At 61.2% G+C, this 13,799-nt stretch carries 9 protein-coding genes; 5 read left to right on the forward strand and 4 right to left on the reverse strand.

Features of this window, described 5'->3' with window-relative positions; genetic code table 11:
- Positions 1–20: 20 nt before the first annotated feature.
- The 5 genes from ACRRQW_RS09695 (at position 21) to ACRRQW_RS09715 (ending at position 9,681) form a co-directional block, all read left to right on the forward strand.
- Positions 21–5,114, forward strand: a complete 5,094-nt coding sequence (locus tag ACRRQW_RS09695) for an MBG domain-containing protein (RefSeq protein ID WP_438481142.1) — start codon at positions 21–23, stop codon at positions 5,112–5,114.
- Positions 5,115–5,126: 12 nt separating this feature from the next.
- A complete protein-coding gene (locus tag ACRRQW_RS09700) occupies positions 5,127–6,842 on the forward strand; it encodes a ShlB/FhaC/HecB family hemolysin secretion/activation protein (RefSeq protein ID WP_438481143.1) in 1,716 nt (571 codons plus the stop codon).
- A 100-nt stretch (positions 6,843–6,942) separates the two neighbouring features.
- Positions 6,943–7,689 carry a PEP-CTERM sorting domain-containing protein gene (locus ACRRQW_RS09705; protein ID WP_438481144.1) on the forward strand — a complete coding sequence of 249 codons (747 nt, stop codon included), beginning with the start codon at positions 6,943–6,945 and terminating at the stop codon, positions 7,687–7,689.
- 65 nt (positions 7,690–7,754) lie between these two features.
- Positions 7,755–8,588 (forward strand): purine-nucleoside phosphorylase, encoded by an 834-nt coding sequence (locus tag ACRRQW_RS09710; RefSeq protein ID WP_438481145.1) that lies wholly within the window; start codon positions 7,755–7,757, stop codon positions 8,586–8,588.
- Positions 8,589–8,643: 55 nt separating this feature from the next.
- Positions 8,644–9,681, forward strand: a complete 1,038-nt coding sequence (locus tag ACRRQW_RS09715; protein WP_438481146.1) for an inositol monophosphatase — start codon at positions 8,644–8,646, stop codon at positions 9,679–9,681.
- A 160-nt stretch (positions 9,682–9,841) separates the two neighbouring features.
- Here the strand turns inward: ACRRQW_RS09715 and ACRRQW_RS09720 are convergent, their stop codons facing one another.
- From ACRRQW_RS09720 to ACRRQW_RS09735, 4 genes are all read right to left on the reverse strand, one after another.
- Positions 9,842–10,297: a hypothetical protein gene (locus ACRRQW_RS09720; protein WP_438481147.1), complete on the reverse strand. Its 456-nt coding sequence runs from the start codon at positions 10,295–10,297 to the stop codon at positions 9,842–9,844.
- Between the two features lie 122 nt (positions 10,298–10,419).
- Positions 10,420–11,892, reverse strand: a complete 1,473-nt coding sequence (locus ACRRQW_RS09725; protein ID WP_438481148.1) for a multicopper oxidase family protein — start codon at positions 11,890–11,892, stop codon at positions 10,420–10,422.
- A 168-nt stretch (positions 11,893–12,060) separates the two neighbouring features.
- Positions 12,061–13,419 (reverse strand): TolC family protein, encoded by a 1,359-nt coding sequence (locus tag ACRRQW_RS09730; RefSeq protein ID WP_438481149.1) that lies wholly within the window; start codon positions 13,417–13,419, stop codon positions 12,061–12,063.
- A 4-nt stretch (positions 13,420–13,423) separates the two neighbouring features.
- Positions 13,424–13,753 carry a hypothetical protein gene (locus ACRRQW_RS09735; protein WP_438481150.1) on the reverse strand — a complete coding sequence of 110 codons (330 nt, stop codon included), beginning with the start codon at positions 13,751–13,753 and terminating at the stop codon, positions 13,424–13,426.
- Positions 13,754–13,799: the final 46 nt, after the last annotated feature.

Genomic DNA, 13,799 nt, shown 5'->3' on the forward strand with positions numbered 1-13,799 from the left:
GTTGTTGTTAAAGTGTGGCGGTGAAAACGCCCCGCCGCTTTGCCCGTCCTTTGTTGCTCGTGGAATTTTTTCGCCGCTGCATTACGCCGGTATCGCTGCCGCTGGTCGCGGCGATGATCGCGCCGCTCGCGGTGCTGCCGAGTGGTTACGCGCTGCCGCGTGGCGCGCAGGTGGTCGCGGGCAGCGTCGATATTTCGCAAGCCGGCAACACGCTGAACATCGCGCAAGGTTCGCAGGCCGCGATCGTCAACTGGCAGGGCTTCAATATTGGCGCGAACGAACTCGTGCGCGTGCTGCAATCTGGCGCCGATGCCGCGATGTTGGCGCGCGTGACCGGCGGCGATCCTTCGCAGTTGCTCGGCAAATTGCAGGCCGACGGAAAACTATTTCTCATTAACCCGAATGGCGTCGTGGTGGGCTCGGGCGCGGTGATCGACACGGCGGCATTTCTCGCGTCGACGCTCGATGTTGCGGACGCGGATTTTCTCAAGAGTGGCGCGCTCACGTTCAAGGGCGATTCCGCGAATGGTGTCGTGAACCTCGGAAAAATTATCGCGCGCGAAGGCAACGTGATCCTGATCGCGCACACCGTGAAGAACGCCGGCGAAATTTCCGCCGGGAAGGGCACCGCCGGGCTCGCAGCGGGCACGGAAGTTTATCTCGCGTCGCCGGACGCGGCGAACTTTGTCGTCAAAACCAATCTCACCACTGCCGCGGCAAACACGGGCGTGGAAAATTCCGGCGTGATCGCAGCGGCGCAAGCGGAGCTCAAAGCCGCCGGCGGCAGCATTTACGACCTCGCGGTCAACCAAAGCGGCGTGATTCGCGCGAGCGGTTTCGAAAACCGCAACGGTCGGATCGTGCTCACTGCGGAGGGCGGAAGTGTTTCCGTTAGTGGCACGGCCTCGGCCCGCAACGCCGACGGCTCGGGCGGCGAGATCCTGGTGGGCGGCGATTTTCGCGGCGCGAACGCGAGCGTGGCCAATGCCGCCAATACTTACGTGGGAACGGAAGCGCGACTCGATGCCAGTGCCGCCGCCGCGGGCGCCGCGGCCGGGCGGGTCATCGTGTGGGCGGATAATCACACGGCCTTTCTCGGACACGCTTCGGCGAGTGGCGCGGGCGGAGGCTTCGCGGAAATCTCCGGTAAACGGACGCTCGATTTTCGCCCGGCGGATGTGATCGAACTCGGGCGCAACGGCACGCTGTTGCTCGACCCCGATGCGTTGCATGTGGCGAACGTTGATCCCGGCACAGCGGCTTCGTTCATGAGCATCACCACGCTGCAAAACCAGCTGGCTGCTTCGAATGTCACGCTCGATACCTCGACTTCGGCGGGCGATGTCACATTTGCCAGCGACGTGACTTGGGCGACCGCGAGCACGCTGCGCGTCAACTCCGGCAACAACATCAACGTGAACGCCAGCCTCACTGGCGGCGCGGGCAGCGTCGTGTCGCTCTACGCGGGAAAAGCGGGCATGGATGTCACGCAGGGCCCGAATTCCACGACCGGCAATATCAACCAGGCCGCCGGTTCGACGATCACGGCGGGCACGCTCACGGTCGGTGTGAATAGCGCGGCAAATGTGCCGAACAACAATGGCATGTTCCGGGGTTCGTTTGAACTGAGTGGGGTCTTGAAGGTCGGCACACTGCAGGCGGATCTCAGCGGGCGTTTTATTAACCTGCTTGCGACCAATGCGGCGAACGCCATCGGCACGCTCAAAACCACGGGCTCGGGCGGCCACGTGGGCGAAATCGATATCGTCGACGGTGCGGGCGATCTCGATGTGCAAATGGCGCTCACGCAGGCGGAGACGTTTCAAGTGCGCGCGATTACGCCCGGCACGCTGACCTTGAAGTCGGGCAGTGCGATGAGTTTCGCGAGTGGGGCGGATGTCATTTTTGTTTCGACCGGCGGAAATTTCGTCAATGAGGCCGGTGCCAACGCCGTCGGCTTGAACGGTTCCAACGGTCGTTTTCTCATCTATTCCGGGACCTCCGGTGCAACGGTGACGGGCGGGTTGTTTGGAATCGAAGAATTCAGCCGCACCTACACGGGCAATCCGCCGGGCGATTACTCCGGCGATACGCTGTCGCGTTTTCTGTATCGCGCGAGCGGCGCGTCGTTGCCGCAACTCACGTATCGCGCGAACAACGCAAGTCGCAACTACGGCTACGCCGATCCGACGTGGGCGTTTACCGTTTCCGGCGAACAACCGGGCCTCGCGGTGGCGACAAATGTTACTGGCGCGCCGACGCTCTCCACCACGGCGACGGCCACGAGCAGCGTCGGCAGTTACACGATCAACATCGCGCAAGGCACGCTCGCATCGTCGGCGTATGATTTCAATTTCGTGAACGGCTCGTTCACGATCAACACCGCGCCGGTGACTTTCGCCGTCAACGCCGCCACGCGTCTTTACGGCGATGCCAATCCAACGTTTTCACTGACCGCGACCGGACTGCGCAACGGCGAGAGCCTTTCCGCTGCAGGCAATTTCGATTTCAGCACGAGCGCCACGAATCTGAGTAACGTCGGCAACTACGCCGTCTCCGCCGCCTACACGGGCGGAGGCACGGGCAACTACAGCATCGGCGCGATCACCGCCGGTTCACTGGCGATTACCATGGCTCCGCTGACGGTGACGGCGCCGACGTTCACGCGGATTTACGGCCAGGACACGACGGTGGCGCTCAACGATGTCGTCTATACAGGCCTCAAAACCGGCGCCGACGCGCTGACTTCGTTAAACGTGACCACGGCGGCGACTGGCACCGGCGTGGGCACGTATGCCGTCACGCCAACCGGCACGAGCAATAACTACGAAGTCACCTTTGTCCCCGGCGCGCTCACCATTACGCCTGCCGCGCTCACGATCCGGGCCAACGACATCACGCGCACTTACGGCGACGTGAACCCGACTCTGACAGTGAGCAACACGGGCCTCGTCAACAGCGACACCGCGGTGAGTGCTTACACGGGTCTCACGATTTCCACGAGTGCCACGCAAGCGAGCAATGTTGGCACCTACAGCATCGTTCCCGCGAATGCGACGGGCGCGAACTACGCCATCAGTTTCACCAACGGCACGTTCACCATCGATCGCGCCACGCTCAATGCCACCGTCGCCGACGCGACGCGCACTTACACGCAGTCGAATCCGGCCTTCTCGTTTGCGAGCGTCACCGGTTTCAAAAATGGTGAAACGGCCTCCGTGTTGAGCGGGCTGAATTTCTCAACCACGGCGACGAATGGTTCGATTCCCGGTCGTTACACGATTAATGCCACGGCGACCGCGCAGAATTATTCGCTGAACTTTACGCCGGGTTCGCTCACCGTCACGAAGGCACCGGCGACATTTTCCTTCGGAACGTTCAATCGGGTTTATGGCGATGCACCGTTTGCGTTTACGCCGGCCCTCACGGGATTCCTCGCGGGCGACACCGCGCAGATTACCGGAGTGTGGAGTGCAGGCCTGACTGATTCGCGGACGCTCGGAGCAGGCACTTATGCCGTGAACGCGGCGGTGGTGAACGCCTCGCTCGCGAATTTCTACAGCCAGTTCTACGACATTACTTTTAATCCCGGCTCGCTCACCGTGGCCCGCGCGCCGCTGACATTGGTGGCGCGCTCGGGCAATGCGCAATACGGCACGGGTCTCAGCACGAATGGTTACGATGTCCTTGGGCTGCGCAACAGCGACACCGCCGCGGTGCTCACGGGCACTCAGCTCAATAATTTTTCGCTGCTCACGACGACCGATGTCGGCGCGTATCCCGTGACGTTTGCGTCGGCCGGCACGGCTGCGAACTACACCATCAGCACGGTCAACGGCGAGTTGCGGGTCGACCGGAGACAACTGCATATCGCGGGGCCGATCGTGTCGACGTATGAGGGCGTGGTGCCGCCGGCGCTCGATCCCACGCAACCGACCCTCGTGGCCGGAGGGCCGCAATTTCGGATTGTCGGCAGCGTGCCCAGTGGCGCGCAACACCTGCCGGCCGGCACCGATGTGCCGGTTACATTGCGCATCGTGCCGGCGGCCGGCACCAGCTTGAGCGACATCACCAGCCGCTATGCGATCACGTCTGAACCCGGTCTTTTGACGATCAAAGCGCTGCCAGAATCGGCTTCGCCGCACGTGCTCTATGATCCGACGATTGGTGATCCGGTGATGATCTCACCGTTAATCCTCACGCTCAGCGAGGAGTTCACGCTCGATTCGTCGCTCCTTGAGACGAAAGAAAAAACCATTTTTCGCGTCAGCACGCTCGAATACAACACGCCGCTCGGGCCCACCGATTTCGCTGACATCATCACGGGGAACACGGCCCGCCTGCAAGGGGTGATGACCGCCTTCCGCGAATCGACCGCCTACACGAACGATTACAGCGCGGAGCAACGGCAGATTGTCGAGGACTTCATCAGCGGAAAACTTACGCCCGCCGACTTGGCCGCCCGCATGAAAAGCGATCCGAACGTGCAGATGATGCTCATGCCGATCTTCGGCTCCTACGCTATGGACTTGGTGACCAATGGAGCTGCGAGCAACGCCGAGAAGCGACTCGTCCATTTCATGTCCGATGCGGCGGCGGAGCAGCGCGTCGCAATTGCGGACAAAGCCCGACAGGCTTACTCGGAGTGGGAAGTCTTGGATGCGAGCAAGAGTTCCTCCGGTCTTTATGCACTTTATAACGAGCACCTCGTGCCCGACGTGGTTTCGGGGGCGCAACAAGAAGCGCTCGGCGCAATTCTGGGTGGCGTCGCCGGCGGTGTGGTGGCCGGAGGCGCAGTGAGCGGCGCGTTGTTGATGTCGGGTTCTTTGGTCACCGCACTTTTTCCCTATTCCACCAGTTTGATGGCTGTGAGTGCCATCGGCCCGGGCATCGCCATCGGCGCCGTGGTGGCGATCACCGTGATTATGGTGAATGCCATCGAAACGAGTGACAAGAACCGCGCCGCCTACGAGGAAGTGCTGGCCCGCGCGAACGAAGCCCGGCCTTACGGCATGGATCGCGGATTCGAGTTAACGGTGCCGCAAAGCGACCGCGACCGCGCGGAAGTGATGACGAGTTTCCTGCAGGTTTTTGGCACCGCATTCGGAGGCTAAACCCAATCGCCCATGAAAAATTTCCACTTATCCCTGGCGTTTCTCGCCGTGACGACGGGGCTGTGCGCCCAGGATCTCGCCCGCGTGATGCCGCCGCCCTTGCCGCCACAGGTGAAGCTGCCGGAAAGTCCCGCGGCCAAACTCTCGGGCGTGCTCGATCCCGCTCTGGTGCTGCCGGCCCAACCTCACGAAGTGCAACTCCTCGCGGCGTTGCGCGGCGTGATTTTTGTTTCTGATCCGCTCGAAACGACCAAGCCTGTGCCGGCTGGTTTCGCCGGCGTGGAGGTGACCGGCGCTCCGCTGTTGGCGGACGCCGACGTCGCGACGGCCGTTGCGCCCTTTCTGGGGCGGCCCGCGTCGCTCCCTTCGTTGGGGAGAATCGCCCTCGTCGCGCGGTTTCTCGCGCAGATGCAAGGCCACGCCTTTGTGATCGCTTACGTGCCCGCGCAGGACCTGACCGACAGCGTGGTGCGGGCCGTGATTCATCGCGCCAAGCTGGAGGGGAACGTGGGCGTGGAAGGCGCGCGGTATTTTCCCAAAGCCCATTACGAACATGCGCTGGCGCTTCCCGCGGGGGAAGAAATCGACGCGATGAAATTGAGCACCGCCGTCGAAGCGTTGAACCAGAATCCCTTTCGTCGCGCGGTGCTGAGCGCTTCGGCGGGACATGCGCCCGGCACGACCCGTCTCACCTTGCGCGTGAACGAGGAGCGCCCGTGGAAATTCAATTTTGGTTACGACAATACCGGCACCGCGGTCACGGGTGAGGATCGCATTTCTGCCGGCGTGACGTGGGGCAACGCCTTTGGACGTGGCGATGTAATGTCGTATCGCTTTACCGCCGATCCCGCGTTCGCGCACTCGCTGAGTCACTCGGCGAATTACAACACGGTGCTGCCGTGGAAACATACGCTCGCGACATTCGGCGCATATTCGCGCATCGAATCGGAACTGCCCGCGCCACTGACGCAGGTCGGCCATTCCTGGCAGGTCGGCACGCGCTACGGCTGGACGCTGCCGAAACTAAAAAACGGTTGGGCACAGACGCTGTCGTTCGGCCCGGATTTCAAATACTCGGACAACAACCTGGAGTTCGCGGCGATTCCGATCACGAACAACGTGACGCACATCGCACAATTCGGCGCGACGTATGCGCTGTCGAAGCGCACGCAGAAACAATCCTTGGGCGCGTCGGTGTCACTCTACGCCAGCCCGGGTGGCTTGTCGTCTCACAACGAGGATGAGTTTTTCGATGTCTCGCGCGCGGGCGCGACGGCGGATTATTTTTACGGCCGGATTGACCTGAATTATTCGCGCGCGTTGCCGCACGGTTTTTCCCTAAGCAGCACGCTTGGCGCGCAAGCCGGCAGCGGCGAACTCCTCGGCAGCGAGCAACTCAACGGCGGCGGCTCGTCCGCCGTGCGCGGTTATCGCGAAAGCTCCGCGTTCGGCGACGGCGGCGTGGTGTGTTTAAACGAACTGCATTTCCCGGCCTTTTCCCCGAGCAAAACCGGCGACCACCTCGATCCGTTCGCCTTCTTCGATGCCGCGACACTCTACACGCTCGGCCTCGGTGGCGAGGACACGCAGCTCGCGGGTGCGGGCGTCGGCGTGAATTACCAATGGCGGAAATATTTCACGGTGCGCGCGGCCTACGGCTGGCAGCTGAAGGACCTCGGCGGCGGCGAGAACTCCCGCGCGCACGTCAGCGCGTCGTTGAACTTTTAATCCGTGATAAAAGCGCTCTCGGTTTCCCTTCGCCTTCGCCAAAGGGCGTATTGGGGGAAGCCGGCGGAAATGATATTTTAAAGCTCCCACCATTCCTCCCATGCATATCCAAACTCGTTCGCGCTTTCGCTCATGGCTTTTAATCACTGCGGCTTTTGCCGTCGCCTTTCCGACGATCGCGGCCGCTCAAATCGTTTTCACGCTCCGTGGCACGATCAATACTGACGCGGATCCCACGGCGCTCGGTTACAGCGTCGGGCACGCCGTGACGATCAGCTTCACTCTTAATGATTTTGCGCCGACTCCGCCCAGGGGAGATGGCGGCAGCATTTTCAGTTGGGGTGAATCCAACACGGCGCACCCGCAGCTTTTTTCCAGCGTGGGCGGCACGGGCATCAATGGCACCTTCGCGCGCGCTGCCGATCCCTTGGGAGAAATTACGGTGGAAAATTTCGCCGACAGCTCGCGACTATTTCTGAATGTAGGCGCGAACAACCCGGAGGGAATGGGACTCTCGGTTAACGGATACGATTTGGAGCGGATTACGATCAGCGCCAGTTTTGCAGGCTTGGTCTGGGACACTTCAGCCGGCACGCTGCCCGATCCGACTTTTTTCTTCCAAAACTACGTCGGCACCTACGCGCAGGTGAGCACCGACAATGCGCGGATTGTTGATTTCAATAATTTTTCCCCGGTGAATGAAGCGACGATCACCATCGACACTCTGACCATCAGCTACACGCCCCTGTCGGCGGTGCCCGAGCCTTCGACCTATGCGGCGATTGCGGGGATGTGTGCGCTGGGATTTGCGACGTGGCGTCGGCATCGCTCCGTGAACTGCGGCTGAAGCCAGCGGCACGCGGGCAGCAAATGAGGGCTTTGCAGACGCGAGGTTTCGCGTAGGTTCGACGCATGAACGAATCGCAGACCCATGTTGAAAATGTCCGCCAGTCCGCTGAAAAAATCGTCGCTGCGTCTGCGGGGCTAAAGCCAAAGATTGCGATCATCCTGGGTTCCGGGCTCGGCGGGCTCGCGAAACAAGTCGAGGACGCGGTCACGATTCCTTACGCGGAGTTGCCCGGGTTTCCGGTGCTTACGGTGAGCGGTCACGCGGGCAATTTGATCCTTGGCAAACTTGGCGGCGTGCCGGTCGTGGTGCTGAACGGGCGGAAGCATTTCTACGAGACGCATGACGCTTATCCGCTGAAGACGATGATTCGCGCCTTGAAGAGCGCGGGAGTTGAAACGCTTTTTCTCTCCAACGCCGCGGGCAGCCTGCGGGCGAACATCGTGGTGAGCGGGTTGATGCTCATCACGGATCACATCAATTTTCTCGGACTTAATCCGCTCGTTGGCCCGAACGACGAGAGCTTTGGGCCGCGTTTCGTGCCGGTCACGGACGCGTGGGACAGGGACGGCTCCGAAAAAATCCGCGAAGCCGCGAAGCAGGAAAATATCTCACTGCATTCCGGTGTGTATGTGGCGTTTCGTGGGCCGTCGTTCGAGACGCCGGCGGAGATCCGCATGGTGCAAGGCTGGGGCGGCGACGCGGTTGGCATGTCGAGCGTGCCGGAGTGTTTAATCGCGCGTCACTGCGGCATGAAAGTAGTCGGCGTGTCGTGCATCACTAACATGGGCGCCGGCCTCTCCGACGAAAAACTCTCGCACGCGCACACCTTGGAAAATGCGTCGAAGGGCGCAGCGGATTTCGAGCGCCTCGTAATCGCGGCGGTGAAACTGCTTTGAGCGCTCAATCCGTTTGTCATATATTATATGACAAATGGTCCGGGGCTGAATTTTGGTGTCGGAAGGTTTCGGGCTGGCTTTGGTGGGGCGGGAGGAAAAACTCCCGGACGTGACTTCCGCTGAAATTGAACAGGCGCGTCGGCTGCTGTGCCGGTTACAGGATACGATTCGCGATGCAGTCATTGCCGCGCGTTCACACGGAACGGCCCGATTGACGCGCGTTGCGGCCGTGACGGCGGCCGACACGATTTACGCGATCGACAAGATCAGCGAGGAGGCAGTGCTGGCGTGGTTTGAAAAAAACTGGCCGAAGCGCTGGCCGGTGCAGCTCGTGATGGAAGGACTCGAAGAACACGGCGACGTGACGTTTCCGCCTGGCACGCCGGTGAAGGCCACGGTGTGGAAATGCATCATCGATCCAATCGATGGCACGCGTTGCATCATGTATGACAAGCGTAGCGCGTGGTGCCTCGCCGGGCTCGCGCCGCAGCGTGGGCGAAAAACGAATCTCAATGACATCGTGGTCGCCGCGATGACGGAACTGCCGACGAGCAAAGGTGCAGTGGCGGATCAACTCAGCGCGGTGCGCGGTCGCGGCGTGCATGCGGAGCGACTGGATTTGCGCACGGGGAAGCGGTCGAAATTCTTACCGCGACCGTCGCAGGCGAAGGATCTGAAGCACGGGTTTGCGTCATTCGCTAAATTTTTTCCGCCCGCGAAATTATTGATGGCGGAGGTCGAAGCAAAATTGCTCGTGGCGCTCGACGCCGGCGAAGCGGTGTTTGACGACCAGTATCCGAGCACAGGCGGACAGCTCTACGAATTACTGGTGGGGCATGATCGTTTCATCGCGGACGTGCGACCGTGGGCGTTTGGGAAGTTGGGTCTGCCCGCGGCACTGACGTGTCATCCGTATGATATTTGCGTAGCGCTGATCGCGCAGGAACTGGGTTGCGTGATCACCGCACTCGACGGAAAACCGCTGCGGGTGCCGCTCGACACGACATCGCCGGTGGCGTGGGTCGGTTATGCGAACACGAGTCTAGCGCGCAGCATTGCGCCGAAGTTGCGCGCGGTGTTGGCAAATGTCTAGTGGAGGCGGTGTCATTGGCCGGGCAGGTGGTTGATTCGTTGGTGTAGGTTGCGCGCTTGCGCGCAACGTGGCCGGCACGCGGACCAATTTTGCGTCCATTCACAAAAAAGGCGGCGCGAATAGCGCCGCCTTTGAAAGCGTTTAATTCACAAAGATTGGATCAGGAATCTTTGGTCTGCTCAAGCGTGCTGACTTTGCCACCCTTGAAGATGACGCGGATGCGTTCCTCTTTCTCCGTGCGATACGTGTCGGCGTAAACCGGTTGGTAATACACGCGGTAAGTTTTCAGGTAGGGATCGTAGTAGAGGTTGCGATTGTAGCCGGCGAATCGCGTGCCGTCGTAGCGATCGTAATACGTGTTGTAAATCCACGTGGTGGTGCGGCCATTGGCGTTTGCGGTTTCGCGTTTTTGATCGGGGGCGCCGAGGGCGAGGTAAACGGCGTCTTCGTTCATGCCGATGTCGATGACTCCTTGTTTAACTTTATCCTGGGTGGCGGCATCGAGCTGCGCGAAGGCCGCGGGATTTTTCTTAATGCGGTCGTCGACCGATTGACAACCGATGATAAACGCCGCGCTGACGAGCGCGAGCGTGCTGAGAAAGATGCGGGTTTTCATAGAAGGTTAAGACTCCCGAAAGCTACTCCGGTTTCAGGAAAACGCCAGTGGCCCGAATAAAACTACCGCGCAGCATCCGTGCGTGACGCTGGCACGTAATAGCGAATCCGGACTGCTGCGCCTTAAGTCGCCGCGCCTCGTGAATGGGCGCTGCGAACGCGGGCGGTGGGCTTGGGTTTGTCGGCGGGGATTACGGGATTTGTCGGATCACAAGCTTCGGCGAGCTTGCCGGTGCGTGCGTCCAACTTCGCCACGGCGGCGACAAACGCGATGCCATCGCGGCGCATGTCGGCTTCCGCTGCGGGGAGCGCGAGCGTGCCTTCGGGCGATTGATACCAACCGGGATCGGCGCCATCGGCGGGAAGCTCGTCGCGGACTTTTAATAAGTTAAACATGCCGCCCATCGTGATGTAGCCGTGTTGGCCAGGGCCGCCGACCATTGGGAGCGAGTTGGGAGGGTTCGCCATGCCCATCTCGGCCATGTCGCCCATCCCAGTCTGGCCCATGGTCATGTAGCCGGGGATGAGTTTGCGGATTTTCTGGTCGAGGCCTTCGGTGTCGATGCCGATGAGGTTGCCGAGGTCGTGGCCCATCTGCGTCATGACGTGGTGCAGCATGTGGCAATGCATCACCCAATCGCCGGGCGCGTCGGCGATGAATTCCACCGTGCGCGTGCTGCCGGTCGGCATGTGCACGGTCGTCTCCGGCCACTGACCGGCTTCGGGAATTTCACCGCCGTCAGTCGCGACGACTTTGAAATAGTAACCGTGCAGATGAATCGCGTGGTGGCTCATCGTGCTGAGATTGCCGATGCGGATGCGCACGCGTTCACCGGTTTTCGCGAGCAATGGCGCGGTCCCGGGAAAACTGCGGCCGTTCATCGTGAAGACGTTGAAGTCCGTCATCTCATTCGGATCGGGTCGCGCCGCACCCACATCGATGCGCCACTCACTCAACATCATCGCGTAGTCACGGTCGGGCAGCGGGCCTTTTGGATTTTTCGGGTGAATGATAAACATGCCCATCATGCCGAGCTGCATCTGCGTCATCTCATCGTGATGCGAGTGATACATGTAGGTGCCGTGCTGCTTCAGTGTGAATTCGTATTTGTAGGTCTCGCCAGGATTGATCGGCTTCTGCGAAACCCCACCGACGCCGTCCATGCCGCTCGGCAACAGGATCCCGTGCCAGTGCACCGTCGTCGGCGCGTCGAGGCGATTGGTCACGTAGATGCGCACGCGGTCGCCTTCGACCGCTTCGAGCGTCGGCCCGTGCACGCGGCCGTTGTAGCCCCAGCAGTTCGCCACGAGGCCCGGCGCGAATTCGTGGACGACCGGTTCAGCGATGAGGTGAAACACTTTTACGCCCTCGATAATTTTCCAAGGCAGGGTCGCGCTGTTCGGCGTGATGACTGGTCGATAAGCGTTCGCGCCAGTCGAGTTGGCCGGAGGAGGAAACGGTTTCGTTTCACCGGTGCTGACGGGCTGAAGTTTGCTTTGTTTTTCTTCCGCGATGAGCTGCGCGACGGGCACCGCGATGGCCGCGCTGCCGGCCAGGCCGAGGAAGTGACGGCGGGTGAATTTCTGATCGGGCATGGTGGAGGGTTTTCGAGGTAGGGGGTCGTTATTCTTAACGGCCTCGGGAACGCGCGAGCTGAGAAGGGCGGCTAGGGATAATCGCCCCTACCTTCGAACAAATGAGTGCTGAACGCCTGCGGCCCGCCCGGAGATCGCGCCCTCCCTGATGAAACGAAATGCGCACGTTCATGGTAGTTGGGTGCCCAAGGCGTGTTCGAGTTCGACGCGGGCGAGCCAGTAGTCGCGCAGGGCTTCCACGGCGTCCTGCTCGGTGCGTTGCTGGCGCTCTTTCGCCGCGAGCAATTCGTGCACGCTGTGCTGCATGGCGTTGTAGTGAAGTAATTCTTCGCGCAACACGCGGCGTTGTTGGGGCAGCAACGTTTGCTCGTAGAAACTCGCGGCTTCGTGCGTGGCGAGGAGGCTCGCGTGCGCGGCGCGAATTTCGGAACCGATTTCTGCGGCGAGCGCGTCAGCGAGATCGCGCGATTGACGCAGCTTCGCTTGCAGGCGCTGGGTTTCGATCTGGCCCTGATCGAAGAGCGGCAGTTCCACTTCCACATTCGGGCCGGTTTTGCGGCCGCCGTCGGATTCGCGCTCGGTTTCCACGCCGATGTTCAGCCCGGGGGCGATGCGGCCACGGCGATAAAGAGTGAGCGAGCGTTCGGCGAGTTCGGCCTCGGCGCGCGCGGCGGCGAGATCGAGGCGTTGTTGCTGGCCGAGTTCGACGAGGTTTTCAGGCAGCTTTTCGCGCGCGGGCAACACGGGGAGCGGGGCGGCGAATTTCCAGCTGGCTTGCGCCGACGACAGGCCGAGCAGGCGGCTCAGTTTTTCCCGATTGGCGGCGGCGGCGGCTTCGGCGCGGAGGATTTCAACGCGCGTCTGCTGCGCGGAGGACTGCATCGTGGCGAGCGCGAGATCGGAAATGTTGCCGGCATTGTGCTGGCGTTGCGAAAGATCGAGCGCGGCTGCGTTGACTTCAAAAATAACGCCCAGGCGTCGCAGCATTTCACCGTCGCTCATTACAGTGTAGGCGGCGGATTTTACTTCTGCGGTGAGGTCGAGCACTTCAGCAACGAGGCGCCGCTGCGTTTGCACGAGTTCATCGGCGGCGAGACGTTTACGCAGCGGCAGCAGAAGTGTGTCCATCAAGGTCGCGCTCAGGCCGAAGCTCACGTTGGGCCCGCGCGGGGCGTCGTGCGGCCACATCACGCTGGCGGAGAACGAAGGGTTGGCCGGACGACTGGCCGCGGTGAGGGCGGCTTGTGAGAGACCGAGTTCCTCGAAGGTGGCGCGCAGCTTGCGGTTGTTGAGCAGCGCAATTTGCACGGACGAATCGACCGTCAACTCGGCGGCGAGCAACGTCTGCACTTCGGTATTCACTTTCGCACGATCGTCGTCGGTGAGCGGCCAGGAAATTTTTCCGCCGCCGCGTGCGGTGAGTTGTTGCTGCGTTTCGGGCAACGCGGCTTGGGGAGCAGGCGTCGAGCAACCCGCGAGCAGCGCCAAAGCGGAGGCCGCGCCGGTGCTGAGAATCAGCGCGCGCATCGCGTTACGACTGCTTCGTCTTGGCGGCGGCCGCGTCGTCGATCTGCTTCAGGTATTTTTCGGGGTCTTTCTTGAAATCTTTTACGCAGCCTTTGCAGCAGAGGCGCACGAGGCGGTCGGGCTGACCTTCTTTTTGATAGACGTAGTCGATCGGCTTGCCCATTTCGCCAAGTTTTTCCTCGGACACGACGCAGATGTTCAGCGGGTAAGCAGCGACTTGCTCAGCGGTTGCCGCCGGGGCGGGTTTGGCCGTTTCGGCGTGGGCGAACGTAACGGCGATGAATAAACCGAGACTGGCGAGCGCGGCGCGGGAGAATGAGCGGAAAGAGTTCATGCCAGTAATACGCACCAGAACGCGGATTCCCTCAAAGTAATTTTAA

It is taken from the genome of Oleiharenicola lentus, from assembly GCF_051660365.1.
Taxonomy (GTDB): domain Bacteria; phylum Verrucomicrobiota; class Verrucomicrobiia; order Opitutales; family Opitutaceae; genus Lacunisphaera; species Lacunisphaera lenta_A.